The sequence below is a fragment of the Nocardioides sp. Root1257 genome (genome assembly GCF_001425175.1).
Lineage (GTDB): Bacteria > Actinomycetota > Actinomycetes > Propionibacteriales > Nocardioidaceae > Nocardioides.
In genome coordinates this window covers 59,230-83,283 of record NZ_LMDV01000011.1, presented here as the reverse complement: position 1 = coordinate 83,283, position 24,054 = coordinate 59,230, and the positions used below count along the sequence as shown (strand labels likewise).

Annotated in this window: 21 protein-coding genes; 3 read left to right on the top strand and 18 right to left on the bottom strand. The window is 66.6% G+C overall.

The window, feature by feature from the left end; translation table 11 throughout:
• Positions 1–23: 23 nt before the first annotated feature.
• The 3 genes from ASC77_RS20890 to ASC77_RS20885 form a co-directional block, all read right to left on the bottom strand.
• Positions 24–1,193, bottom strand: coding sequence for an ABC-three component system protein (locus ASC77_RS20890; RefSeq protein ID WP_056157392.1), 1,170 nt, complete (start codon positions 1,191–1,193; stop codon positions 24–26).
• Between the two features lie 180 nt (positions 1,194–1,373).
• On the bottom strand, positions 1,374–1,913 hold the full coding sequence (locus ASC77_RS26830) for a hypothetical protein (protein ID WP_156391217.1): 540 nt from the start codon (positions 1,911–1,913) through the stop codon (positions 1,374–1,376).
• A gap of 137 nt (positions 1,914–2,050) precedes the next feature.
• Positions 2,051–2,563 (bottom strand): hypothetical protein, encoded by a 513-nt coding sequence (locus ASC77_RS20885; RefSeq protein WP_156391216.1) that lies wholly within the window; start codon positions 2,561–2,563, stop codon positions 2,051–2,053.
• A 597-nt stretch (positions 2,564–3,160) separates the two neighbouring features.
• Here ASC77_RS20885 and ASC77_RS26825 point away from each other — a divergent pair.
• Positions 3,161–3,700 carry a hypothetical protein gene (locus ASC77_RS26825; protein WP_156391215.1) on the top strand — a complete coding sequence of 180 codons (540 nt, stop codon included), beginning with the start codon at positions 3,161–3,163 and terminating at the stop codon, positions 3,698–3,700.
• Positions 3,701–3,832: 132 nt separating this feature from the next.
• Here the strand turns inward: ASC77_RS26825 and ASC77_RS20880 are convergent, their stop codons facing one another.
• From ASC77_RS20880 to ASC77_RS20840, 9 genes are all read right to left on the bottom strand, one after another.
• Positions 3,833–6,574, bottom strand: a complete 2,742-nt coding sequence (locus ASC77_RS20880; RefSeq protein WP_082575143.1) for a beta-glucosidase — start codon at positions 6,572–6,574, stop codon at positions 3,833–3,835.
• A 481-nt stretch (positions 6,575–7,055) separates the two neighbouring features.
• Entirely contained in the window at positions 7,056–8,348 is a 1,293-nt protein-coding gene (locus ASC77_RS20875; protein ID WP_056157386.1) for an anthranilate synthase component I family protein, read from the bottom strand.
• Positions 8,345–8,947 carry an anthranilate synthase component II gene (locus tag ASC77_RS20870; protein WP_056157385.1) on the bottom strand — a complete coding sequence of 201 codons (603 nt, stop codon included), beginning with the start codon at positions 8,945–8,947 and terminating at the stop codon, positions 8,345–8,347. The genes ASC77_RS20875 and ASC77_RS20870 overlap by 4 nt, the downstream gene beginning before the upstream one ends.
• 8 nt (positions 8,948–8,955) lie before the next feature.
• Positions 8,956–9,762: a dihydropteroate synthase gene (gene folP / locus ASC77_RS20865; protein ID WP_056157776.1), complete on the bottom strand. Its 807-nt coding sequence runs from the start codon at positions 9,760–9,762 to the stop codon at positions 8,956–8,958.
• 95 nt (positions 9,763–9,857) lie between these two features.
• Positions 9,858–10,817: a bifunctional 5,10-methylenetetrahydrofolate dehydrogenase/5,10-methenyltetrahydrofolate cyclohydrolase gene (locus ASC77_RS20860; RefSeq protein WP_235547865.1), complete on the bottom strand. Its 960-nt coding sequence runs from the start codon at positions 10,815–10,817 to the stop codon at positions 9,858–9,860.
• Positions 10,783–11,787, bottom strand: a complete 1,005-nt coding sequence (locus ASC77_RS20855; RefSeq protein WP_056157381.1) for an ABC transporter permease — start codon at positions 11,785–11,787, stop codon at positions 10,783–10,785. The genes ASC77_RS20860 and ASC77_RS20855 overlap by 35 nt, the downstream gene beginning before the upstream one ends.
• Positions 11,784–13,343: a sugar ABC transporter ATP-binding protein gene (locus ASC77_RS20850; protein WP_235547899.1), complete on the bottom strand. Its 1,560-nt coding sequence runs from the start codon at positions 13,341–13,343 to the stop codon at positions 11,784–11,786. Before ASC77_RS20850 ends, ASC77_RS20855 begins: the two co-directional genes overlap by 4 nt.
• 56 nt (positions 13,344–13,399) lie before the next feature.
• Positions 13,400–14,545, bottom strand: a complete 1,146-nt coding sequence (locus ASC77_RS20845; RefSeq protein WP_056793505.1) for a sugar ABC transporter substrate-binding protein — start codon at positions 14,543–14,545, stop codon at positions 13,400–13,402.
• A gap of 86 nt (positions 14,546–14,631) precedes the next feature.
• The gene (locus ASC77_RS20840; protein ID WP_200945078.1) at positions 14,632–16,026 is read right to left on the bottom strand and encodes an aminomethyltransferase family protein; all 1,395 of its coding nucleotides are present in this window, start codon (positions 16,024–16,026) and stop codon (positions 14,632–14,634) included.
• Between the two features lie 370 nt (positions 16,027–16,396).
• Between ASC77_RS20840 and ASC77_RS20835 the strand changes: the two genes are divergently transcribed.
• On the top strand, positions 16,397–17,248 hold the full coding sequence (locus tag ASC77_RS20835) for a methylenetetrahydrofolate reductase (RefSeq protein ID WP_056157773.1): 852 nt from the start codon (positions 16,397–16,399) through the stop codon (positions 17,246–17,248).
• 55 nt (positions 17,249–17,303) lie between these two features.
• Positions 17,304–18,221 carry a formyltetrahydrofolate deformylase gene (gene purU / locus ASC77_RS20830; protein ID WP_235547863.1) on the top strand — a complete coding sequence of 306 codons (918 nt, stop codon included), beginning with the start codon at positions 17,304–17,306 and terminating at the stop codon, positions 18,219–18,221.
• On the opposite strand, the gene ASC77_RS20825 is transcribed toward purU, so the two are convergent.
• The 6 genes from ASC77_RS20825 to ASC77_RS20800 are packed head-to-tail and all read right to left on the bottom strand — an operon-like array spanning position 18,218 to position 24,026.
• Positions 18,218–20,044, bottom strand: coding sequence for an FAD-dependent monooxygenase (locus ASC77_RS20825; RefSeq protein ID WP_082575136.1), 1,827 nt, complete (start codon positions 20,042–20,044; stop codon positions 18,218–18,220). The two genes, purU and ASC77_RS20825, sit on opposite strands and share 4 nt — an antisense overlap.
• Positions 20,041–20,814: an HpcH/HpaI aldolase family protein gene (locus tag ASC77_RS20820; protein ID WP_082575134.1), complete on the bottom strand. Its 774-nt coding sequence runs from the start codon at positions 20,812–20,814 to the stop codon at positions 20,041–20,043. The genes ASC77_RS20825 and ASC77_RS20820 overlap by 4 nt, the downstream gene beginning before the upstream one ends.
• The gene (locus tag ASC77_RS20815; protein WP_056157370.1) at positions 20,811–21,614 is read right to left on the bottom strand and encodes a 2-keto-4-pentenoate hydratase; all 804 of its coding nucleotides are present in this window, start codon (positions 21,612–21,614) and stop codon (positions 20,811–20,813) included. Before ASC77_RS20815 ends, ASC77_RS20820 begins: the two co-directional genes overlap by 4 nt.
• Positions 21,611–22,024: a RidA family protein gene (locus ASC77_RS20810; protein ID WP_082575132.1), complete on the bottom strand. Its 414-nt coding sequence runs from the start codon at positions 22,022–22,024 to the stop codon at positions 21,611–21,613. Before ASC77_RS20810 ends, ASC77_RS20815 begins: the two co-directional genes overlap by 4 nt.
• On the bottom strand, positions 22,021–22,785 hold the full coding sequence (locus ASC77_RS20805; protein WP_056157366.1) for a hypothetical protein: 765 nt from the start codon (positions 22,783–22,785) through the stop codon (positions 22,021–22,023). Before ASC77_RS20805 ends, ASC77_RS20810 begins: the two co-directional genes overlap by 4 nt.
• The gene (locus ASC77_RS20800) at positions 22,776–24,026 is read right to left on the bottom strand and encodes a DUF3500 domain-containing protein (protein WP_056157364.1); all 1,251 of its coding nucleotides are present in this window, start codon (positions 24,024–24,026) and stop codon (positions 22,776–22,778) included. The genes ASC77_RS20805 and ASC77_RS20800 overlap by 10 nt, the downstream gene beginning before the upstream one ends.
• Positions 24,027–24,054 lie beyond the last annotated feature (28 nt).

Sequence of the window (24,054 nt, the reverse complement as noted above, 5' to 3'; positions counted from 1 at the left end):
CGGAATCTCGTCCGCTGTCACGGTCACGCGACATCCTCACTTTCAGAGGATGGCTCGTCTACCAGCAGGGCTCGCAGCCGGTCGACCCATTCCGGGTGCCACCCAACCTCGAGTCGGTCGGCGAGTATGTGGAGCGAACCCGTCGCGATGAATTCGTCACTGACGCCCCCACGGATTCGAGGCAGGGTGCTTGCCTCGAGTCTTAGGTATCGCGCACGCGCGTCATCCACGCTGGTCTCTGCTTCCGAGCCGGAGCCGTCCGCCTCCGGCAGAAAGTGCCGTTTCCAAGCAGTCTTCAATCGCTCGTCATAGGTGCCTAGCTCGCCAACGCGTAGCAGGGACTCGCGCTGCCAGAACGATCGATTGAAGAACGCGCGGTTGTGATCTTGGATGGCGATGGCGATGCGTTGGTCGTGCAGGGCGATCATCCGGAGCTGCTTGACGAAGGTCGCCTCGTCGCCCGATACGGGCAGCTCTGCCAGGTCGTAGAGAACTGGCAGGTCGTCTTCGCGCATGCGATCGCGAGTTCCGTTGATCGTCGCCTCCAGTTCGAGGAGATCGATGCCCTCGGCATTTCCCCTCCAGAAGCCGATGAGATGCTCGCGCACTCGTCGACCCCACCAGCCGCGGAGAGCCGCGGCCCCCGCCGCCGCATATTTCGGCCCGAAGAACGGACGTAGCTTTTTGGCGAGCAGCTCATCGAGCTGGTCCGCCTGCGGCGCCGAGTGGATCACCTCGACGTTCGTCAGAAACGCAGCCCGTCCGCTCTTGGTGAGTTTCGCCCAATCAGTGGCGTGCTCCATCAACTTCTCAGACTTGGTTTTTTCGAGCGCACTGTCGAGAAGCGCGACGGCCTTCTTCTCGTCACGATCTGTCGCTCCGAGATGAACGTACGATGTCCCGTCCGCAGGTTTCGCCGTCGTCAGGAAGAAGCACTTGGTCGGTTGTTGAGGCCGACGGTGGCGGAGCCAAGCACTCAAGGCCTTCCAGAACTCGACATCGGAGTCTGAGAGCGTTCTCGTGGGGTCAACCGAGTGCTTAGTCTGCCACCACTCCGAGGTTGAATGATCCCCCGGCTTAAGCGAGAAGTCGTCTTCGAGCTCCACCGACAACGCCATGTTGACCTCGCCGGCGAGTAGGCAATCGACTCCGCGCGCGAGTGCGTATTCAACCTGCGCCAAGTAGCCGAGCATCGATCCGGCGGCTGAAGTGTCATTCCCTACGACCACCGGTCGACCCTAGGCCATCCGAAACTTTGCGGCACGAGGTTCGAAGTCATCCGACGCCAACAACTCCGGCCAAACCCCGCAGCATCGTGTGATCTACGAGATTGTCCGCGGACGTTGACATCCAGCGAGGACGCCGCTCGTGCGTCACTCCGCCGCCTGGCTACGTCGCGCATCGGCGGCCATTCGGACTGACCGCGACGCTTTTGAACCGGCGGTAGACGAACTTGCGAGGGCATGGAAGCGGTTCATTCGCGCATCGTGAAGCGCCTGTCGGACGTGTCCGGTCTGAAGGTAGACCGTTACCTCATCGCCGGGCTCGAGTCGTTTTGGCAGGGCTGCTGCAGCGTTCAACTGCGAGAGTTCGTTACTCGCGAACGGCAGGATCGACTTGGTTCCTCTCCAACGCTTGGGTCGGATGCGCGCGGACCATAATCGATCCAGCATGGTGTGCTTGCCAAGCGTCAGATGCACTGACTGTAGAACGGTTGCGCGCCGACCCGCATTCGTCACCGTCATTGCCACTACATCAAGGGGCGGCGTGCCTTGGGAGTAGATCTGCATCTCCCTAGCACGAACTTTGAGGCGTGCCCGGTCTACTCGAACCGCGAACCAGAGCTGCCAACTCAGCGAGATCGCAGCTAGAGCGAAACCGGCACCTGCGAGGGTGTTCCACCCGTCGTCCATGCGGACACCGTAGATGGGGTGGGGCTCGCAAGCGCGTCCTTCCGCCGCCTCCCGGACGCGGCGTTCTTCGACTCGCGTGCCCTTTCGAGCGGCCGATCGGAGTTCGTATATGTTCGCCGGCCATGGGGCGCGCTGAACTAGTCGATCGCCGGCGCATCTCCGTTCATCATCTTTACAGCGACCGCAAGCATTGCGAATGCCGCGCTCGGGTCCGCCGTGATGCCAGGGTTCTCCTCGAGTGCTCTCTGCTCGAGCACGGTCAGACGCCGGGCTAGGACAACTGGAGTGGCCGCACCCGGTGGCAGGAACTTGACGACGAGATTGCCGCCGACCTGGATGCAACCGGCGTCAGAATCCTTCAATCCCTCAATAAGGGTCTGCATGCTTGCGGCGTTGATAGCGTCGACCTCGGCCTGCGCCTTCCCGATTAGTGCGAGGCTAACGGCGGCGTCGATTTCCGCGGCCTTCTTGCGCACCAACTCTGAATCTGCCGCCTTCTCAACATTTCCTCTGAAAAGTCGCCAAATAGATCCACGCCGTTCGTCTGCGACTCGCGTCTGACGCAGGCCTGAGTACTCGGCCAGCCGCAAGAGGCTCTCTTGAAAGCGCTGCAGCACCTTGTCGTCATAGTCGCTGAGGTAGAACGACACGTACGGGCTCATTTGGCGGGGGTGGCCAGTCCGCTCATACCGCGAAGCCAAGGTCACTCGATAGGCGCGCACCCGGCGGTCTGCACTCTCAGCGCGAGTCACTCGATATGGCGCTGGTAACCAGCTGACTCGAGTCTGCTGACCGGACGTTGGCCCACGGCCCAGGCGGCGACGGCGCCTCTCACGCTTCTCAAGTTCGGCGATCCGGCGTTCAATCAAGGCTCTGTCCCGCGGGGACAGCGTTGGATCGCTCAACGCCCGTCGCAGTCTAGGCAGCGAGGCTGAAATCCTTAACTTGCGCCGAGTGCTGTCTCTCATAGGCGAATGGAACCAGAAATCGTTCCAACCCAGCGGCCACACGTCACGACGTGCAACCGGTTCTTTTCGAACGCTCAGTTGCCTGGCAGCCGCGAGAGTGCCGACGGACGACCGCCCTGACAGCAACCGGCAAGTACGTCCTTGCAGCGCCTGGCGAATCCTCGGTGTTCCGAGATCTGCAGAACCGAGCGTCGTACCGCCGCCTTGTCCGCGCAACCCGGGAACGCTCTGGTAGCCGACGAGTGAACACGCCTGACGCGCAGATGATTCGATGGCGTCATGACCGAAGGGCTGGGTGCGCTCGTCCGGAAGAAGTGGTCGCCACTGATCGCCGAGGGCTTCGAGATTGCCGAAGAGGATGCTCACCGCGTTGTGTTGGAGTCACACCGGCTCACTGTCGTCGCCATCCACTATCCACGAGGCGAAGTGGATGTACGCGCCTTCCCTCCTGGAACTGAGGAACACTACGGCTGGTCGTACAGCGGGATGGCGGGCACAGCGTCGGTCGGTCGCCTGTTAGAGATCGCACATCAAGAGATGCGCGCGGATCCTGCGATTCTTCAAGGGGATCCCGAGTTCTACGCGCGCGTGGCGAGCGATAATCAGGCCAACGCAAGGGCATGGACCGAGTTCTATGCGGGCCAAGGTCCACGACCCAGCACGCGGCACCCTTCCCTAGCCGTCAACGCCCGCTCACGGCGCTGCGAGTGCGCTTCAGACTGCGTCTTTGCGCCGCGTATCAGCGACCTCGCAACGCGCGCTCATGGCGGGATCCGGTCGTTGCAACCGCCGCGAGGAACTGCCGCCGATACGTCATGACCTACGAGGAGATCCAGCACCAGTCGAGGTGTGCCGGACACGTGATCGGCCGCGGTCATCCCAGGGGGTGGGCGAACCCAGCGGAGCCTGCGGTCCCGGCGAGGGTGCTGGCCGGGACCGCAGGGCCTGCACTCACCTGATCCGGATCACCCCGCTCAGGCGCACATCCGAGGAGGAGTCCCCGACGTAGACCTTCACCCGTCCACGGGGCGTCACCCACCTGTCGACGTCAGAGTTCCAGTAGGACAGCACTCGTCGCGGAAGGTTGATCCGCACGGTCTTCTGCTCCTTCTTGCCCAGGTGGACCTTGGCGTAGCCGATGAGCTTGCGTGTCGGCGAGTCGAGGCCGGGTAGCGGGCCGCCGTACACCTGCACGACCTCGGTGCCGGCCCGTGCCCCGGAATTGCGGAGCGTGACCGTCGCTCGTGCTGCTCCCCCGTTGCCCCGGGCAGGAATGCCGGTGAGCGCGAGCCGCTGGAACTTGAAGGTCGTGTAGGACAGGCCGAACCCGAACGGGAACAGCGGCTTGGTCCTAGAGGCGATGTACCCCCGATACCCGATGTCGACGCCTTCGCTGAAGTCCACGTCCAGGTTGCCCTTGGTGTCCCAGGGATTGTGGACGCCGGGCGGCAGCGCGTCCTCGCTGCGTGGGTAGCTGATCGGTAGGTGACCCGAGGGCGCGATGTTTCCGAAGAGGACGCGCGCAAGGCTGTTGCCCTCCTCCTGTCCGCCCATGTAGTTCTGCACGACGGCCGGCACCTTGCTGAGCCATGGCATCGTGACGGCACCAGCGGTCGCCAGGACCACGATCGTGCGTGGGTTGGCTGCGGTGACGGCCGAGATCAGCTGGTCTGCGCTCTGCGGGAGCTTGAGTGACACGCGGTCGCGCTCCTCGCTCTCGTAGGTCCGCACGTAGACCACCGCGACGTCCGAAGCCCTCGCGGCTGCGACGGCCTGCTTGATGCCCGGCGAGAGGGCACCCGTGGGCGGCGCCCACTGCAGGACCACGCTTCCGGGCTGCAGTGACACGAGGGGCCGGGTTGCGGCGTACTCGACCCGGATCGCGTACCGCTGCCCTGCGGTGAGCTGGACCGGGGCATCAACGGTTCGACGGCCGTCAGCCCCGGTCATGTCGACCAGGAGTTGATCGTCGAGGTAGACCTTGCCGTCACCCCAACCGGTGAGTCCGAGTCGGTAGGTGCCGGTGCTCGGGGCGGTCAGGAATCCGGTGTACTTCACCGATTGGCCCGACCCCAGGGGGTTGCCGATCGCGGGGACGGGAGGAACCTGCGATGAGTAGAGCGTCGCAAACGCAGGTTGCCCGCCAGTGAACCCGGTGTCGTACAGGACCTGGTGCTCCACCCGGGTGACGCTCTGGCCGCCGAAGGAGGTGTCGGCGTAGTGGCGGGCCGTGAGGCCGGTACCGGATCCGGTCTCGGGGGTCAGCACGGTCGAGGGCACTGCTGTCATGTCGGCTGTCTCGAGCATCGAGGCCCCGTTCACGGGGTCGTTGCCGGGGGCGTAGCGCACTGTCGTTCCGGCTCGCGCTGCCCGCTGACGGAGCGCGTCAAGAAGGCTGACCTGGTAGGTGGGCTTCACCGCGAACGACCCGCCGAGTAGTGCTGGGACGTTGGCGTCGCCGCCGATGACGGCGACCGAGTCGACCCGGTTCTGACGCAGGGGCAGGGTGCTCTTCTTGTTCTGCAGGAGCGTGATGGCTTGGTCCTGCACGTGTGCCGCGACGGCACCGTCCTTCGCGACGGGGATCGACGTCGGCGTGTAGTCGTTGTCGAAGACTCCGATGGCGAACATCGTGCGCAGGATGCGTCGCACTGACCGGTCGACCAGGGACTCGGGTACGCGCCCGTCCTGGACCGCCTGGAGCAGAGCAGCGCCGTAGGAGTCGCCGGTGCCGGTCTCCATGTCGGTCCCGGCCTCAATCGACGGCTCGGTTGAGTGGATGGCACCGAAGTCGGTGATCACGAACCCCGTGAAGCCCAGCTCTTGGCGTAGCACCTCGTCGAGCAGGACGTCGTTCTCGCACGCATAGACGTCGTTGATCTTGTTGAACGAGCACATCGTCGAGCCGAGGTCCGCCTTCTGGATCGCCTCGGCGTACGGGTAGGTGTAGACCTCGTGCAGAGCGCGTTCGTCGATGAGGGAGTTCTGCCCGGCGCCTCGGTCCACCTCCTGGGTGTAGCCCGCGTAGTGCTTGAGGTTCGCGATCACGTTGTCGCTCTGAACCTCTCGGACGTATGGCGTCGTGATGGACGCCGTCAGGACGGGGTCCTCGCTCATCCCTTCACCGATGCGACCCCAGAACGGCTGGCGTCCCATGTCCGACCCCGGCCCCAGGAGCATCGCGTGCCCGGTGGCCTTGGTCTCCGTCGCCACTGCGGCGGCGTAGGCACGGGCGATCTTGGGACTCCACGTCGCCCCGAGATTGACGCCGGCTGGGAAGGCGGTCGCGTGATCGCCGGTCCCGGGCAGCTCCCAACCGCGGGAAGCGACGCCACCGCCGGCGTCGGCCATCCGCAGCTCGGGGATGCCCAAGCGCGGGATCGGGCCGTTGTAGAACGCGGACGGCGCCTCGCCCTGGTCGCCGGTCATGAGCTCGACCTTCTCCTCGAGCGTCATCGCCACCAGGAGACGCTCGGCCCGGATGTCCGGCGGCAAGGACGCCTTCATCCACGGCCGGGTCGTGGGTGCTGCTTCAGCGTCGGGTGTCACGTTGAGGCCAGCGAACACGAGGGCGGATACCGCGAGGACGGCCGCGCCGGTGCGACGGGTGCGACGCCCGATCGGCCCGGGTCGGTCCTGGCCGTGAGGACTGCTGGGTGGGTCTGTCCAGGGCGGGTGCAGGGTGATGGTCATGACAGTCCCCTTTCCGGGGTCTAGGTCTCAGCGGGGACCGGGGTGGTCCTTGCTGAGTCAGACGAGCCGGACGGACGTCGAACGGTCACGGACGCGACAGCGCCGTTCCCGAGTGGGTGCATGTATGTAAACGGGCGCCACTGCACAGGTCGAGGAACATCGGCATCATGGCGTCGGAACCTCGTAACCCGCTGCTGACGACACACCTTCGGCGGGACCTGAACCCGCGTCCGATACGGCACCCTGCACCTCCAGCCGCCCGAGTGCGGCTCTGCTCTCCATCAATGCAGCCCCGTCGGGATGTGTCAACGGTCATGCTTCTTGGAGTGTGTCGCCGTCGATGAGTGCTCGTCGTTCCCACGAACCGCGGGGCTACGCGAAAGGCATGATTACGTGCAATGACCTCGTGACTGAGCCGACGACAGAGACCTACGACGCTGTCGTAAAGGATTGGTCCGCACTGCGCTTGACTGCTTCATCATCAAGGGCGCACCGCTCCCGGCCCAGCGACCTCGCCGCGCTCCGCTATCGCGCCGACGACGGACGAGAGCTTCCACATGGTCTCGTCGTACTCCGCCCGGGCGTCGGACCACACGGTGACGCCGCCGCCACATCCGATCTCGTAGGTGTGGCCACCGGGCGCGGACGTCGCCACCGCGGATCTGATGACGACGCCGAGGTCGGCTGTGCCGTCGGTGCCGATCCAACCGAAGGCGCCCGAGTAGATCCCGCGGGCGGTCGGCTCGATGGAGTCAATCAGCTCCATGGTCCGCCGCTTCGGTGCTCCGGTCATGGACCCCGGAGGGAAGATGGCGCGAATTGAAGCCACAGTGCTCACCTCCGGACGGAGCCGCCCACGGACTGTGGACACGAGCTGGTGGACGTGTTCGTAGGACTCCACCTGCATCAACTCGGGCACCGTCACGCTCCCGACGGCGCACACCGTCGCGAGGTCGTTACGCAGGAGGTCCAGGATCATCAGGTTCTCCGCGCGAAAGCGGGCGTCCGTGGCGAGGTCCCACCGAGCCGCTGCATCCTCGGCAGTGTTCCGACCGCGGGACGTGGTGCCTTTGATCGGCTTCGTCTCCAACCACCGGTCCTCGTCGACCTTGGCGAACCTCTCCGGGCTTGCGGCCAGGAGGGTGGTGCCGCGGTGGGTCAGCAGGCCGGCGTATGGCGCAGGGTTGAACTTCCGCAGACGCAGGTAGGTCGTCATCGGATCGCAGGTGGACAACCGAGACGTCCGGTAGGTGAGGTTCAACTCGTAGGTGTCTCCGGCCCGCAAGTGGTGCTGGACGGTGTCGAACCAGTGCTCGTACTCCTCCAGCGTCGGGACGTCCGCAGGTACGTCGGAAGTATGGTCACCGCGGCCAGTCCGGCTCTCAGGGACCGTTGGCTCGTCGACGACGACGGGAGCGCGGCAGCCCATCCAGACGGCGTCCGGAACCCCATTGATGCTCGCGCGGGCGGGAAGGTCCGTCCGGCTGGCGTAGCCGAAGTAGCCGACCCACATCTCAATGCTCCCCGCGAGGGCGGCCATCTCGCGCTCGAGCGCGTCGAAGATGTCGGTCCCGACCTCCTCGACGACCCCGTCGCAATGACGTTCGACCACGCCACGATGAGCATCGAACACCAGGGACGGATCCCCCTCTTCGAGGAGTCCGAGAATCGACCTTCGCCCGGACCAACTCCTCCCGCCCGCCCCGTCGAGCCAGAACCCCCGCACGCGGTCTCCAGCCTCCCGGAGACTCGACAACACGTCGTGGACGGTCATCGCAGCCCCAGGAAGTTCGAGACGAAGCGATCGCCGTGCTCGGTCAGGATCGATTCCGGGTGGTACTGGACGCCCCAGACCGGCCGGGTGCGATGAGCAATAGCCATGACCGTGGGCGACCCCGCTGGCCCGCACCATGCCGTTGGCTGCAAGACGTCGGGAAGGTCCAGGACCGCGAGCGAGTGGTACCTGACGGCGTCGAACACGGCGGGAATCCCGCTGAACATGGGGTGCTCACCGTGCCTGACCCGACTGACCAGCCCGTGAGCGGGCTCGACCTGAGCGACCACACCGCCCAAGGCGGTGGCGATGCCCTGCATCCCGAGACAGACACCGAGCACAGGCACCTGCGCGCGACGGACAACCTCGCGACCCACTGAGAAGTCCTCCGGATCGGTGGGCCGGCCGGGGCCTGGCGACAGGATGATGTGGGTGAAGGCTCCGGCCAGCACCTCACGAGCCGACACCTGATCGTGTTGCACGACGTCCGGGTGCCTTCTCGTCGCCTGCCCGACCCGGTGAACCAGGTTCCACGTGTACGAGTCGTAGTGGTCGACTACCAGGACCCGGCTGTCGCGGACCCCCACTCGCTCGGTCATCGACGTCGTCAAGGGACGGTCGCCAGCCCTCCGGTGGAAGAGGACATCCTCCGACCGACGTGGACGGCGATCGACGACGCGCGCACGTCATGGACACGGACGCCCCAACAGCCGGCTGCCGCGACCAACGCAGACACTGACGCCGTTGCGGTGTCGCGGTCCTGCAACGAGGCATCCGCCCCGCCGACCATCTCGGTGAGGAATCGTTTGCGTGAGGCACCGACGAGGACCGGAAGTCCGAGGCTTGTACGGAGGCGATGGAGGCCCCCAAGGACCTCCCAGTTGTGACGACTGTCCTTCGCGAAGCCGAGGCCGGGGTCCACGATGATCCGCTCGGTGGCGATACCAGCAGCCACGGCGCGGTCAACGCAACGCTCGAGCTCGAGGGTCACCTCCGCGAGCACGTCCCTGTAGTGGGCCTTCGTGGACATCCCCTCGGAGTGTCCACGCCAATGCATCAATACGCAGTGCTGGCCGGTCGCAGCAAGGAGCGGGAGCATCGCGGGATCGGCGGCGCCACCCGACACGTCGTTGACGAACCGGGCCCCGGCGTCGATCGCCGCCGCGGCCACGTGAGCGCGCATCGTGTCGACCGAGACGACCACCCCGTCGGCCACGAGTCGGTGCACGACCGGCATGACGCGGGCGATCTCCACCTCGAGAGTTGTGCGGCGCGCGCCGGGCCGGGTGGACTCGCCACCGATGTCAACGACGTCTGCCCCCTCCGCCACCATCTGATGTCCCCGGGCGACGGCGACGTCGTGGTCGAGGTGTTTCCCCCCATCGGAGAAGGAGTCGGGCGTCACGTTGAGCACGCCCCAGACCTGGCATGGCGCCTCGGCCGTCTCCTGCGCGGTCGAGTGGCCGTGATCGGCCCAGGTGTCCGGCCAGCTCACCATGGCGTACCGGGTCAGCCCTTGGCGACCGCGACGTGGACTAGCTGTCGACGAGCCGCGGCCACCGTCTGCTCGAGTAGCGTCGCGATCGTCATCGGCCCGACACCCCCCGGTACCGGGGTGATGAAGGAGGCCCGCTGGCTCGCGGAGTCGAACTGCACGTCGCCCCGGTTGTCGGCGTAGCCGGCGTCGACCACGACCGCACCGGGCTTGACCCAGTCGCCCTCCACGACGCCCGGCACGCCAGCCGCGGCCACCAGGATATCCGCTCGACCGACGTGGTCGGCGAGGCCGACTGTCCGCGAGTGGCAATAGGTCACGGTGGCGTTGCGACCGAGAAGGAGCATCCCCATCGGCCTGCCGAGGATCGCACTGCGCCCGATGACCACGGCATGCCGCCCAGCGAGCGCAATCTCGTACGCGTCGAGCAACCGCAGGATGCCTCCCGGGGTGGCGGAGTGGTAGCCGACGCCTGAGTCCGCCATGGCGGCGAACGACGCATGCGTGACTCCGTCGACGTCCTTGTCGGCAGCGATGGCCTCGAAGGCGGCCCGCTCGTCGATCTGGCTCGGGACGGGGTGCTGCAGCAGGATCCCGTCGACCCCCGGATCGGCAGACAGGTCGTGCAGGATCGCCAGGAGTTCGTCGGTCGAGGTGGACGCGTCGACCTCGATGCGTCGTGACTCGATGCCGACCTCGGCGCACCTGTTCGCCTTCATGCGCACGTAGGTGTGCGAGGCAGGGTCGTCACCCACCAGGACGGTGGCCAACGTCGGCGCCCGACCATGTACTCGTCCGATCTCTGCGGCATCGACCGCACACTGCTTCAGCAAGTCGGCGGCGACGGCACGGCCGTCGAGAAGTCGTGCTGACATGAAGCTTCCTGTCGTTGTCATCAAGCCGTCGGTCGATGGCGCTCGGGAGGTGACGGTGCGGTCGTCAGGTTCTGGCCCGTCGTGAGGTAAGTGCGGCAAAGGTGATGGCGATGAGGAGAGCTGCGCCGTTGAAGAGGTCTCGGACGTAGGGCTGGGCACCGTAGAGCTGGAGTCCGGTGATTCCGACAGCGAGGACCAGGATGGCGATGACGGTCCCAATGCTGTTGAACCGGCCCGGGCGGATGCAGGTGGCGCCGAGGAATGCTGCCGCGTAAGCGGGCAGCAGCTCACCGAGTCCAACGGAGGGTGAGGATGCACCCAGGATCGAGACGGAGACGATGCCGCTGAATGCTGCGAATGCGCCTGCTCCGATGAAGCACGTCCAGGTGACGCGGTCCACCCGCACGCCCGCGAGGTACGCCGCTCTTGGGTTTGCGCCGGTGGCGTGCGCCTCGCGCCCCCAGGAGGTGTACTCGAAGGCGATCCAGAGGACGAGCATCAGGACGAGTACATAGACCATGGTCAGGGGGACGTTGCTGACGGTCCTACGAGTCAGGTCAGTGAAGGTGGTCGGTAGCTGGCCGGTGACCTGCAGGTTGCCGGTGTACCAGCCGGTGATGCCGAGGACCAGAGTGCCGGTACCGAGCGTGGCGATGAACGAGTTCAGGCGGATCACGCAGACCAGGAACCCGTTGAAGGCACCGATCAGGACCCCCACTCCGATGGCGATCAGCCCGGCCACGGGCCATGGCAAGCCGTTCTCGAGGATCAACTTGGCGCAGACCGCCTGGGACAGACCAAGCTGGAACGCGAGCGAGACGTCGAACTGGCCCACGACCAACGGCAGGACGGCAGCAAGGGCGAGGATGGCGACCACGGCCTGGGTCAGGGCGATGGACTGGAACTGCGTGAGGGTGAAGAAGGTGTCGGGCTTCAGGTAGGCGAACACCGCGATCTCGATGACGAGGACGCCGATGAGTCCGTACCTGCTCACCAGGTTCCGGAACGACACCTGTCGCGCCGCCCGGTCTCGAGCGACCGGGGCCTGCTGGTCGTGAGTGGTTGTCATAGCTCTTCTCCGTAGCTGGCTCGGGCGACGTTCGAGGCAGTGAGCTGCTGTCCGGTCAGCTCCGCGGTGATGGTGCCGCCCACCATGACGAGCGCCCGGTCGGCCAGATGGGCGACCTCGTCGTAGTCGGTCGAAGCGAAGACGACGGCCGTACCCTCGGCAACGGCGTCCCGAACGAGCTTGTGGACCTGTGCGCGTGAACCGATGTCAACGCCGGCGGTGGGGTCGTCCAGCACCAGGAGCCGCGGGCTGGTCCGAAGCGCCCGGGCACACACGACCTTCTGCTGGTTGCCCCCCGAAAGCGTCAGCATCGGCCGTTCGACGGATCCAGCCGGCCTGAGAGTGACGGAGTCCGCAAGCTCTTGCGCGAAGGCCCGTTCGGCCCCGGGCAGACGGAACACCTGGTTGCCGCGGCGCCCCTGCCCGCCACGCCGAGTCACGAACAGGTTCTCCCGGATGCTCATCTGGCCCACGACGCCCTCGCCCTGACGGTCGCCCGGGACGTAGGAGCACCCCGTGTCCCGGATCGCTGCCGGATTCCCCAGGGGCAGTGGCACGGACTTGAGGGCGACCGTCCCCGAGACCGGGTGCAGGTCGCCGCCAAGGACGCGGGCAACCTCTTTGGCGCCACAGCCGATCAGCCCGCACAGGGCGACCACCTCACCGGCTCGCACCTCGAACGAGACAGGAGCGCCGTGGTGGCGTACGTCGAGGTCGGTAACTTCCAGTACGACCTCGCGCGGCCCCGAGGAAACCGCCGCATGAGATGGGTGAGGAGAGACGCTGTCGTCCTCGGACCAGCCGGTGGCCATGACGGCGCCACCGTCGGTGTGGGGGTCTGCTCTGGGTTCGATGATCGCCTCGACGATCTTCGCCTTGTCGAGGTCGGCCATGGCCGAGGTCAGGACGACCCGGCCGTCGCGCAGAACGGTCACGCGGTCCGCGAAGCCGAAGAGCTCGTCGAGCCGGTGGGTCACGTAGACGTAGCCCAGCCCGAGCGCGGTGGTCTTCTTGATGGTTCCGAGCAGGCGCGTCACCTCAGGGCTCGGCAGGCTCGAGCTGACCTCGTCGAGCACGAGTGCACGCGCGTTCAGCGAGAAGGCGCGAGCGACCGCCACCATGACCTTCTCGTCCTGCTCAAGCGATGCGACCGGGGCATTGGGGTCCACGTCGAGGCCGAGCTCGATGGTGGCCTTGCGACCGGCCAGCGCCGTGCCCCTGAAGTCGATCAGACCCCACTTGTGTGCGTAACCCGCCTCGAGAGCGATGTTCTCCGCGACGGTCATCTCCTCGATCAGACCGAGGTCCTGGTGCACGAACGCCAAGCCCATCTGGTTGAGGGCGTGCCCCGTCGTGTGGCGTGGAACGTGCTGACCACAGACATCGATCGAGCCAGAGTCGTAGCTCACCAGCCCGGCGAGAGCCTTGATCAGCGTCGACTTCCCCGCGCCGTTGGCACCCAGCAGCGCGTGGATCTCACCCGGCCTCAGGTCAAACGAGACGTCCTCGAGAACCCTTACCGGACCGTAACTGTGGGTCAGCCCCTCGACCTTCACCAAGGTGGCGACCCCCCCGGCAGGAACCGAGGCCCCTGCCGGGGCGGCAGCCCGTGTCACTTGCCCCAGAGCTTCTCGTAGGCACTTGCGTAGTCGAAGCCACCGTCGTAGCTGCCGGTCACCGCCTGCTGGGAGACGTTGTCCTTGACGACAAGACCCGACACGACCGGGACCTCAGGGATCGCCTGACCCGCCAGGTTACGAGCGATGGCGTCGATCGACTGGTAGCCGATCCACTCAGAAGGAACCCCGGCCGTGGCGTTGAGCTGACCGTCCTCGATCAGCTTGATCGCGGACGTGCCTCCGCCGGTCGCCACGAGCTTGACCGGACCCTGACCCGAGGCCTGGATCCCTTGGTTCACGAACGTCGCGGCAGCGTCGTACGGCGCGAAGACGTAGTCGATGTCAGGGTTTGCCTGCAGCGCGCCCTTCACGATGGTGGGGACGTCGGTAGTCATGGCGCCGAGGGTGAACTTCTGCTCCGACGCAACCTTGCAGTCCGGGCACGCCGTGGCGAGCTCCTTCTTGAACGCGTCGTCCATGACCTCGAGCTCAGGGAACTCAGGGTCGCGGAGGACAAGCACCTGTCCAGTGCCGCCGGAGTCCTGTGCGATGTAGTCCGCGATGACCCGGCCCTGCTCGGCGCGGTCCACGGCGACCAGGGACGTCGCGCCCTGGGCATCGAGGCCGTGCGCGTAGATGACCGGCACACCCTTCTCCTTGGCCTGGTCCATCCCGGCCTGAACAAGCGCCGGTGGCACCGCGGACAGAATGATCGCCTGGGCCCCACCGGCAAGCGCGGCCGACATCGCGGCGTTCCAGTCAGTCGGGTTGCCCTTGCCGTCCACGACGGTCACGTCCCACCCCAAGGCCTCCCCGGCCGCCTTCGCGCCATTGGCTGTGCCGACGCACGACTCACCGATGGCACTGCACTCGATCACTGTCACCTTGGTGCCTGGAGCCGGCGAGATCGGGTCCGTCGGACCCGGGAACGCAGCGACCGGCTGCATGGCAGCCTCGAGACGCTGTGACGCCTCAGCCGGCAGGGAGGACGCGGCAGCAGTGCTGGAGCCCCCATCGGAGGCGCCGTCGGAGCCGCCGTCGCTCTCGGTCGTGCCGCAGGCCGCGAGCGAGATAAGCAGAACGCTGCCGACTATCGCCGTTGAGAAGCGAGCCGGTGTCGTCGGAAGTTGTAGCCGCATCGAGATTCTCCTAGTTGATGTTGTGTGATGCATCGACGGCGGCGGTGTCACCCGAAGGACACCGATGTTTCGGGGCGTTCGTGGGGTCAGGCGCTGGTGAGGGGCGCGTTCGAGCGGTAGTCGGTGCGCGCCTTCGCTACCAAGGGAGCAGGTTGCACGGTGGCGCGGATGCGGACCTGGCGGTGGTCCTCGACCTGAACCTTCGAGGACGGCTTCCCCTCGCCCCAGAGGACGGTCACCTCGGTGCCCGGCTCGGCGTTCGCGGCGTCGACGACGGCGATGGACAGCATCGACCGCTCGTTCGCGGAGTAGCCGACGTAGTTTGATCTCCCGGCGTACGTGCCGCCGGTGGTCTCGACGCGGTCGTACTGGTACGTCGCGTAGTTCGCGAGCGGGAGGTTGAAGTACTTCGCACCGATCTCGACGTCGAACATCGACCCGAAGGCCTCGGCAGTGTCATCGCGGTTCCACACCAGGGTGACCTTGCGATTGGCCTCCGCGGTACCGTCCTCGAGCTGTGTCTCGAGTGCGTCGCGGCCGATGAAGTCGTGGTCGAGCTTCAGAATTCGGCCGTAACCCAGGTCGAACGGCGTGAAGTAGTAGTCCTCGATGTTCTCGGAGTAGAAGCTGCCACCGAGCGACGCCCTCGCGTCATGTGAGCTTGCCGAGAGCCACTGGCGGTGGTCGTTGGTGCTGTCCCCGGTGAAGATCGCAGGCAGCGGGCGTGGCAGCCACCCCGACTCGAGGGTGTTGGTGAGGTAGGCGCGGCCGCCCACCTGGACCATGTCGTGCCTGGCGCCGGCCTTGAGCAGTGCCTCGTGCACGGCCTCGTGGTCGACCCAAGGCCCGACGAACTCGAATCCGGGCTCACCCGCCATGCCGTGGCGCAGGGCGCGAACCTCCTTGCCGGCGATGCGCACCCGTGTGCCGTGGAAGAACTTCACGGTCGGCAACTCGCCCTCGATCGCGTCCTGGATGACATCGAGGGCACCGGGGCCTTGCACCTCGTAGCGGTAGACCTTCGGAGGCCCGGCGCGGAGTGCCGACGGGGTGTCGCTCCACAGTTCGACGTCGTAGCCACCGGTGGCCGCGTGGTACTCGAGCCAGTTCATCGTGGCCGCCATGCCGACGGCCTGAAACTCGTCTTCCTCGTTGCGGAAGAGGATGTTGTCGCCGATGAGGAAGCCCTCACCACTGACGGCGACGTACTGCTTCGCGGCGTTGACCGGGAAGTACTCGGTGCTGTTGATCGCGGTGTCCCGGATCAGCTTCAGCGCGTCAGGGCCCTTGATGTTGAGGTTCCACATGTGGTGGCACTGGTCGAACAGGACCGAGGTGCGACGCCAGGCCAACTGTTCGTCGCGCCAGTTGGTGAACTCGGGCGTGAGCCCGGAGATCACGGCGGCAGGGGTCTGCGACTCCCACAACAGGGCGTGCGCGCTGCCGGCCCTGGCAATGGCAGCCTGAAGAGTGTTGCCCACGATCATCCTCCACGTAGATCTGAGTTTGGGCACGCCTGAATCCCGTCGACGTCAGGGTTCAGGGATCGAACTCCGGGCGGACAGTTCTGGTGACGAGCGTCACCTGAAGGCGTGGTGGCGACGATGCTCCCCTCGCCGGAGAGCCCTGTAAAGCGGGCAAACGCGTGGTGAAAAACGTGAAAAGGCGAAGTAGTGCAATTCGGGCCCAGCGGAAAGCGAGTCCGCTTTTCTCCGCTTTTTCCGAAGTTCTCTGAGGCTCACCATGGAGAGCACAAGTGAGACGTCGGCCACAACCCTTCGTCGGCCGCGATGGGCACCCGAAAGCCCGACACCCAACACGTTCAGGAGATCACGAGCCATGATCCACCCCATGTCGGCTCGCAGCGAGACCGCGCGAGGAACGCTGAAGGACACGCTGGCCAGGGCTGGGTACGAGGTCATTCCCCTCAGGAGGGCCGAGGAGGACGTGCTCGCGTCAGTCCCCCGGGACGTCCATCTCAGCGTCACGGCCTCGCCGGGCAAGGGGCAGGACGCCACACTCGAGCTAGCAGCCCGCCTCGTCGGCCACGGCTACTCGGTCGCGCCGCACTTTTCGGCCCATCAGGTCCGCAGCAGGTCCCACCTCGAGGAGCTGCTCGCACACTGCCGCGAGGCCAACATCACCGAGGCGTTCGTGATCGGCGGCGACCGCACGGATACCCCGAGCGAGTTCGCAGATGCGCTCGCCCTGCTGCGCGCGATGCACGACCTCGGCCACGGCTTCACCGACATCGGCATCGGGGGTCACCCCGAGGGACACCCTGCGGTCTCGGACGAGGTACTGATGAAGGCCATGCAGGACAAGGCCCTCCTGGCGACGCACATCACCACACAGATCGTCTTCGACCCCGCAGTCATCCTGGCTTGGGCGCGCGACCTGCACGCACGCGACGTCACCCTGCCGATCCACGTGGGCGTTCCCGGCGCTGTGCACCGCCAGAAGCTCCTGCGCGTGTCGAGCGGCCTGGGCATCGGGGAGTCCGCACGGTTCCTCACCAAGCAGCAGGGGATGCTGTGGCGCTTCTTCGTGCCCGGCGGCTACCGCCCCGACAAGATCATGCGCGGACTTGCGCCGCACCTGGGCCAGCCCGACAACCACCTCGCCGGCTTCCACGTGTTCACCTTCAACGACCTCGCCTCGACCGAGGAGTGGCGGACGCGATCCCTCAAGCGTTTGGCCTGACCCCGAACTCTGAGCTCTGGACCTCCCGACCACCCGCGAATGCAGGAGCATCACCGTGAGCAACACAACGACCAGCAGCACCCCGCAGCTGTTTCAGTCGACCCCGCCGCCGCACGTCCTCGCCGACAGCGGACGGTTGCTGATCCAGTGCGCCGACCGCCCTGGGATCGTCTCCGCCATCAGCTCCTTCCTGACTGGCGCCGGAGCGAACATCGTCACCCTGGACCAGCACGCGACCGAGGAAGCCGGCGGGACCTTCTTCCAGCGCACGACCTTCCGGCTGCCAGGGCTCGCCTCTGCCCGGCCCGAGCTCGAGCACACGTTCGCGGCACAGGTCGCAGAGAAGTTCGACATGCAGTTCCGGCTGACCGAGGCCTCGAAGCCGAAGCGGGTCGCCATCATGGTTTCCAAGACCGACCACTGCGTGCTCGACCTCCTGTGGCGCCACCGCCGCGGCGAGCTCGACATGAACATCGCCATGGTGATCTCGAACCATCCCGACCTCGCCGAACAGGTCCGCCCCTTCGGCGTTCCCTACTTCCACATTCCGAGCACGAAGGACAACCGTGCCGAGGCGGAGCAGCGACAGCTGGAACTGTTGCAGGGGAACGTGGACCTGGTGGTGCTGGCCCGCTACATGCAGATCATCACCCCCGGGTTCCTCGACCAGGTCGGGTGCCCGTTGATCAACATCCACCACTCGTTCCTGCCCGCGTTCATCGGCGCGGCGCCCTACCAGAAGGCCAAGGACCGCGGGGTGAAGCTGGTTGGCGCAACTGCCCACTACGTCACCGCCGACCTCGACGAGGGCCCGATCATCGAGCAGGACATCGTGCGCGTGAACCACCGCCATGGAACAAACGACCTGACGCGTCTGGGTGCGGACGTCGAGCGCGCGGTCCTCTCGCGCGCCGTCCGCTGGCACCTAGAGGACCGCGTCGCCCGCCACGGCAACACGACCGTCGTCTTCTAGGACGACGCGCCGAGGACCCGATCGATAGCAGAGCGGAGCTGCGTGACGGCCGTGGAAACGTCGTCGACGCCCGTCGCGTGGCGCCACGCGACGTAGCCGTCCGGCCTCACGAGCAGGCAGCCTGCCTCGTCGATCTCGCGGGCGCGGTGCCAGGCGAAGTAGGAGTCATAGACCCCGCAGGCACCGACGACGACAGTACGGAGCCACGGAAGGTCGAGGGCGTCGGCAGCTGCACTCCAGCAGCTCCCGGCCGGCCCGGTCACCAGGGTGAACATTCCCTGGCCCGTGACGTCCAGCGTGGAGACCTTGCGGCCGGCATCGTCGGTCAGCCACACATGCGGGATCTTCGCCCCCGGACGCGTGGTTGCCTGGAGGTACAGGCCGGGGTCGCGGTCCCACACCTCGGTGGCACTAGGTTCATCGGGGATCACGGCGGCGGATTCGTAGCGCTGGTTGAGCTCGATCCCCTGGGCGTTGTGCTCGCTGTTCTTGAGCAGGAGCGCCTCGTTGAGCGACTCCCGGGCTGCGACACCCGCTGCACCGGGGTCGCGCAACCTCGCCAGTCCGGCAACGATCGGATCGTCGTCGCCGTTGTCCCGGAAGAGGTCGGCGATCGGCTGGTAGTCGACCCGCGACTGGTTGGCCCGGGCCACGATCTGCTTGCCGACAGGTGCCCGTTCGTCGGAGTACGTCGTCAGCAGGGACTCGCCAGCCCAGCCTTTCACTACGTACGCAAACTTCCAGGCCAGGTTGAACGCGTCCTGGATGCTGGTGTTGGAACCGAGCCCGCCGCTCGGCGGGTGCCGGTGGACGGCGTCACCGCCGCAGAAGACTCGGCCTGAGGAGTAGTACTTCGCCCACGCCTGGTTGATCCGCCAGGTGTTGGTGGAGTGGATCTCGATCTCGACGGTCGGGTCGCCGATCAGGGTGCGCAAGACCGGCAGGATGGCCGACGGGCTGGTGTCGGGCGGGTCGTCCGCGAGGTCGTAGCCCCAGCCGCCAATCCACAGGTCCCACGGCCTGATCGACCGCAGGGTCGCCATACCGATCTCGCCGTAGCCGACTTCGGGGTTCAGGATCCAGTGCAGCATGCTCGGCCGATGCTCGACGTGCCTGGTGAGATCGGCCGAGAACACCGTGTAAATGGTCGCGGCACGACCCATCTGACCCTCGATGGGCAGTCCGATGTCCGCAGCCACCTTCGAGCCGGCCCCGTCGGCGCCAAAGAGGTAGCGCGATCGGATCGTGTACTCGTGCTCTGACAGGCGGTCTCGGACCAGGGTGGTCACGCCCTCGTCGTCCTGGATGTGGGAGAGGTACTCAGTGTTGAAGCTGTAGTTGGCCCCTGCCGCTGCTGCCGCGTCGACAAGGATCGGCTCGAGCAAGGGCTGGGGTATGTCGAGCATCGGACACGGGCTGCCGGTGCGGTAGTCGGAGGTACGGTCCTCGCCGGTGCCGAAGGCCCGCATCCGGGCGACCTCCGGACCGGCGACGCTGGTCATGAAGGTCATGTCGCCCATCAGGTGCCAGGGTGCGGCCACGTCGGTCGCCTTCTCCTCGACGCCGAGGTCGCGGAGCACCTCCATCGCCCGCTGGTTGGTGATGTGGGCGCGCGGACCGTTGGCGAGCCAGTTCCACTTCGTCACGACGCGCGCACGGAGGCCGTACCGCGCCAATGCAAGTGCTGCCGTCGAACCGGTCGGCCCGGATCCGATCACAAGCACGTCGGTGTCGTAGGCCAGGTCGCTGGTCGTCGCGCCGGCGGCGCCCGGTTCGGGAGCCGCCGCATGACGATCGGTCTCGAAGCCACCTGTCGAACTCATGCCTCACCGCGCTCGACAGCGTCTCGGCCGTCTCGCAATGACCTGGCGAGCGCCTCGGTCAGCAACGGTTGATCGACGGAAACGGTGATCATGCCGAACCCCTGTTCAATTCGTTTGTCGGTGAGGGCAGCGTTGGCGTGCGCACCGGCGACCACACCGTGCCGACGGGCCGCTGCGGTGACAGCCTCGAGCGCGTCACCGAATCTGGTGTCCTCGTGGTCGAGGACCGGCGGTAAGCCAAGGCTCAAGGAGAGATCGGCGGGGCCGACGTACACGGCGTCTACGCCCGGGACCGCCATGATCTCGTCGACGTTGTCGAGGCCACGGACCGTCTCGATCATTGGAATGCAGGCGACGACGTCATCGGCCCAAGATCCGTAGTCGGCACCCCAGAGGATGCGGGCGTGGGCGGGCCCGAAGCTCCGAGCGCCTTCTGGCGGGTAGCGGCAAGCGGAAACCGCCATGCGCGCCTGCTCGGCCGACTCGACCATGGGCACGATGACGCCGAGTGCGCCGGCATCCAACGCCATGCCGATAGCTGCCCCAGCATTCTCGGATACCCTGACCAGCGGCGTAGTCCGTGCGGCAAGGGCGCTGACGATACCTGGGGTCGTCGCCCCGGTCGCCGCACCGTGCTGGACGTCGATCCCGACGTAGTCGAAACCGATCGAGCCAGCGATCGCGGCCACCAGCGGGTCGGCGGTGAGGACCCAGCCTCCCAGCGTGACCTCTCCGCGTGACCACTGTTCCCTCATGCGATTCGGGGTCATGGTGTGTTGTCCTTCGCGCCGACGGTCACTGAGACCGAGCCGCAGCCCTCGAAGTGCGCGGCCAGCTCCTCGCCTGGCGAGATCCAGGGTGCCCTGATGAAGGAGCCCGATAGCACAACGTCTCCCGGGTGCAGCGAGATGCCGAACTCATGGAGCTTGCCGGCCAGCCAGGCCACCGCGTTCACAGGGTTGCCCATGGATGCAGAGGCGCTGCCTCGCTCTACGACCTCACCGTTGACCTCGAGGTTTCCAGAGACGTCACGGATGTCGAGATCGCCGAGGCGCATCGGCCGACTGCCAAGGACGACACCGCCGCAGGTCGCCGCGTCGGCGATGCTGTCGATGACATTGCCGCGCACCCGGAACCGGCTGTCGACGATCTCCATCGCGGGCAGCACGAACTCGGTGGCGCGGATCACGTCGACCGCCGTCGGCCGCGCCACATCGATCGGCGCGTTCAGCACGAAGGCGAGCTCGATCTCGACCCGGGCGTGATTGAGCCGGTCCGCCGGATACACGCTTCCGTCCGGGACCATCCAGGTGTCGAAGAGGGTGCCGTAGTCGGGCTCGTCGACCCCGACCAGCTTTCGCATGGCCTCCGAGGTGAGCCCGATCTTGTGGCCCACGACCCGATGGCCGGCCGTGGTCTTCATCTCGGTTACGAGCATGGAGATGCGGTAGGCGTCCTCGATGTCGATCTCGGGGTAGGTCACGGTGAGGGGCTCGATCCAGGCGCGGTCGCGCTCTGCCGCGAACAGCGCCTGGGCCGCCGAGATACGCTGCCCGTCTGTCAGCTTCACGCGCCACTCCCAGCCCGGACGAAAGCGACGAACTCGGCCCGGATCCCGAGGTCACTCTCAGAGGCGTGGGTGACTCGGGCTGGCCTGGTCGTGGCATCGGGGAAGGTCTCCAGCCACGGTGCGTTGACGACTGGCCGCAGCGCGAGATCGGGGACGTAGAACGTCATGCGCACGACCTCGTCCCACGTAGCCCCGGCGGCGGCGAGGATCGCAGCTGCGTGGTCGAACACGTTGCGCGCCTGGGCTGCAGGGTCCCGCGGGACGACGCTGGTGCCGGGCTCGTAGCCGACCACCATGCTGGAGATCAGGAGCGGACCGAGTCGCGACGCCGCCGGGATCGGGTTGCGATGCGCGAAGCCGTCGATCTCGACGGCGCGACGGGACGTGAAACGTGAGTCGGCTGACATCATTCGAGGCCTTCTCCCGGTGCTCCAGCCTGGCGCCTGACCCAAGTGTCGAACTCGGGTCGCCGGTCAGCCGCGAGCGGAAAGGTGTCGAGGGTGCTCTCACCTTGTCGCACCCGCTCTGCGGCCCAACCCTCCTCCTGCTCCTGCTGGTGGGCGTCGCGAGCGACATCGGCCGCGAGCGCGGCCGGGATCACCGCGCAGCCGCTGCTGTCACCGATCATGATGTCGCCGGGCATGACCAGCACGCCGGCGCAGGCGACGGGCCGGTTCACCTCGAACGGGATGTGGCGGCGGCCGAAAGTGGCGCTGTGGATCGCCTGGTGGTAGCACGGGAGGCCGAGCTCGGCGATCGCGCCGGGGTCGCGGATGGCGCCATCGGTGACGACGCCGCCGGCCCCTCGCTGCTGGAGCCGCAACGCCAGGATGTCACCGATCGTGCCGGCGTCGGGTACGCCACGGGCGTCGATCACCAGGACGTCGTCCGGGCGGGCCTCCTCGATCGCCCGCCGTTGGGCATTGACTCCCGACATCAGCACCGGGCGCTGGTCCTCCCGTAGTGGCAGAAACCGAAGGGTCCGGGCATAGCCGAGAAGCCGATGGCCGGGTAACAGAGGCCGGAGACCGGTGAGGTAGCTGCTGGTGATGCCGCGCTTCTCCAGCTGATGTACGACAGTGTCCACCGCCACCGTAGTCAGCAGGCGGCGGAGCTCGTCGTCGAGCTCGATCGGGCGGTCTTTTGGAGTGGTGTCGCCGGTCACGTCCACGGTCGATGACCTCCGCTGGAGTGGTCGAAGCGCTCGTAGTGCCGCTGGATGAGATCGACGCCGTAGTCGCCCTTGCGCGGCGTCCGGACCAGGCTGTGGATGTGGTTGGCGGTCGGCTCAGGATTGTCGAAGGCCGTGCCGGCATGGTGGTCGAATTCGATCATCACGGCCGGGCTGAGGACCCGGTAGAAGAACGGTCCCGCGTCCGAGACTCGACCCATCCACAAGAAGCTGGTCTCGTCGAGGTACTCCGCGCACAGGGCGCGACGGATTGCGGCCGTCGAGTCTGGGCTCCAGCCGAGATACGTCGAGATCAGTTCGAGCAGCAGCGTGCGCTGGGCAGGGCTGAGGTCGGAGGCAGGGAGACCTTCGCTGGACAGCACGATGTTGTCACCGAACGGGCCCCCGAGCGCCCGGCCGCTGATGGGGTGGAGCAGCTCGGACGGTAGGTCGGCGGTGAGGATCGACGACCGGGCAGTGGCGATCGCGGCGGCCGCAGGGTCGAGGGACCGCATGAAGCGGAGCCCGGCCTCATGCTCGGCGCGCATGACCTCGGTGCCGGCGAGCGGGCCGGTCCTGATCGCGCACGGCTCGCTCCCCATGAAGGCGGGGGTGGTGACGACGTGACCGTCCACCACCACCACGTTGAGGTCGAGATGGTGTCCGTCGAGCTGCCACCCCCACGGCTCGTCGATACTAGGGTCGCCGAAGAGGGAGAAGAAGTAGGGCCACTCGCCGAACTCTTCGGCACGACCAGTGATCTCTCCGAGGAGGCCGTTGATCCGCATGATGTCGCGCGCCTGGGTGAAGCCAGCCTCCGAGAGCGACTCCCGCATGAGCGCGATCACGCGCCCACGCTGCCCCTCGGTGAGGTCCTCGAGGATCAGCCCGTGCCGGAGGATGTTGGGGTGCGAGTTGAGCCATTGTTGCCACTCCACCGCATCCGTCTCATGGGTGACGCGTTGCCGCTGCTCGGTGGTGAGCTCCGCGAGAACGTCCTGTGCCGCCGCGGTGATGGTCTTGGCGCGGTCGAGGTCGCCGTTCTCCGGCAGCAGCTCGACCGCCGGACGAGCGTCCGGCAGGTCACTGAGCTGCATGCCGGTGAAGGGACGGAGCGGCCTAATGATGTCGTCGTACATCGGGCCGGGCTCGACGACCTTGCGTGCCGAGCGTGGCTCGACCACGCGCGGCGCGAACGTCGTCCAGTCCGGTGCTCCCGGGATACCGACCTGGTGACTCATGACGAACCCTTCCTCGGTCGTTGGCTGG

What these genes read in the sequence shown, in the direction of transcription:
- ASC77_RS20890 (WP_056157392.1), bottom strand. Translation starts at nt 1,193, where the DNA reads ATGCTCGGCTACTTGGCGCAGGTTGAATACGCACTCGCGCGCGGAGTC.
- ASC77_RS26830 (WP_156391217.1), bottom strand. Translation starts at nt 1,913, where the DNA reads ATGGACGACGGGTGGAACACCCTCGCAGGTGCCGGTTTCGCTCTAGCT.
- ASC77_RS26825 (WP_156391215.1), top strand. Translation starts at nt 3,161, where the DNA reads ATGACCGAAGGGCTGGGTGCGCTCGTCCGGAAGAAGTGGTCGCCACTG.
- ASC77_RS20880 (WP_082575143.1), bottom strand. Translation starts at nt 6,574, where the DNA reads ATGACCATCACCCTGCACCCGCCCTGGACAGACCCACCCAGCAGTCCT.
- ASC77_RS20875 (WP_056157386.1), bottom strand. Translation starts at nt 8,348, where the DNA reads ATGACCGTCCACGACGTGTTGTCGAGTCTCCGGGAGGCTGGAGACCGC.
- ASC77_RS20870 (WP_056157385.1), bottom strand. Translation starts at nt 8,947, where the DNA reads ATGACCGAGCGAGTGGGGGTCCGCGACAGCCGGGTCCTGGTAGTCGAC.
- ASC77_RS20855 (WP_056157381.1), bottom strand. Translation starts at nt 11,787, where the DNA reads ATGACAACCACTCACGACCAGCAGGCCCCGGTCGCTCGAGACCGGGCG.
- ASC77_RS20845 (WP_056793505.1), bottom strand. Translation starts at nt 14,545, where the DNA reads ATGCGGCTACAACTTCCGACGACACCGGCTCGCTTCTCAACGGCGATA.
- ASC77_RS20835 (WP_056157773.1), top strand. Translation starts at nt 16,397, where the DNA reads ATGTCGGCTCGCAGCGAGACCGCGCGAGGAACGCTGAAGGACACGCTG.
- ASC77_RS20825 (WP_082575136.1), bottom strand. Translation starts at nt 20,044, where the DNA reads ATGAGTTCGACAGGTGGCTTCGAGACCGATCGTCATGCGGCGGCTCCC.
- ASC77_RS20820 (WP_082575134.1), bottom strand. Translation starts at nt 20,814, where the DNA reads ATGACCCCGAATCGCATGAGGGAACAGTGGTCACGCGGAGAGGTCACG.
- ASC77_RS20810 (WP_082575132.1), bottom strand. Translation starts at nt 22,024, where the DNA reads ATGATGTCAGCCGACTCACGTTTCACGTCCCGTCGCGCCGTCGAGATC.
- ASC77_RS20800 (WP_056157364.1), bottom strand. Translation starts at nt 24,026, where the DNA reads ATGAGTCACCAGGTCGGTATCCCGGGAGCACCGGACTGGACGACGTTC.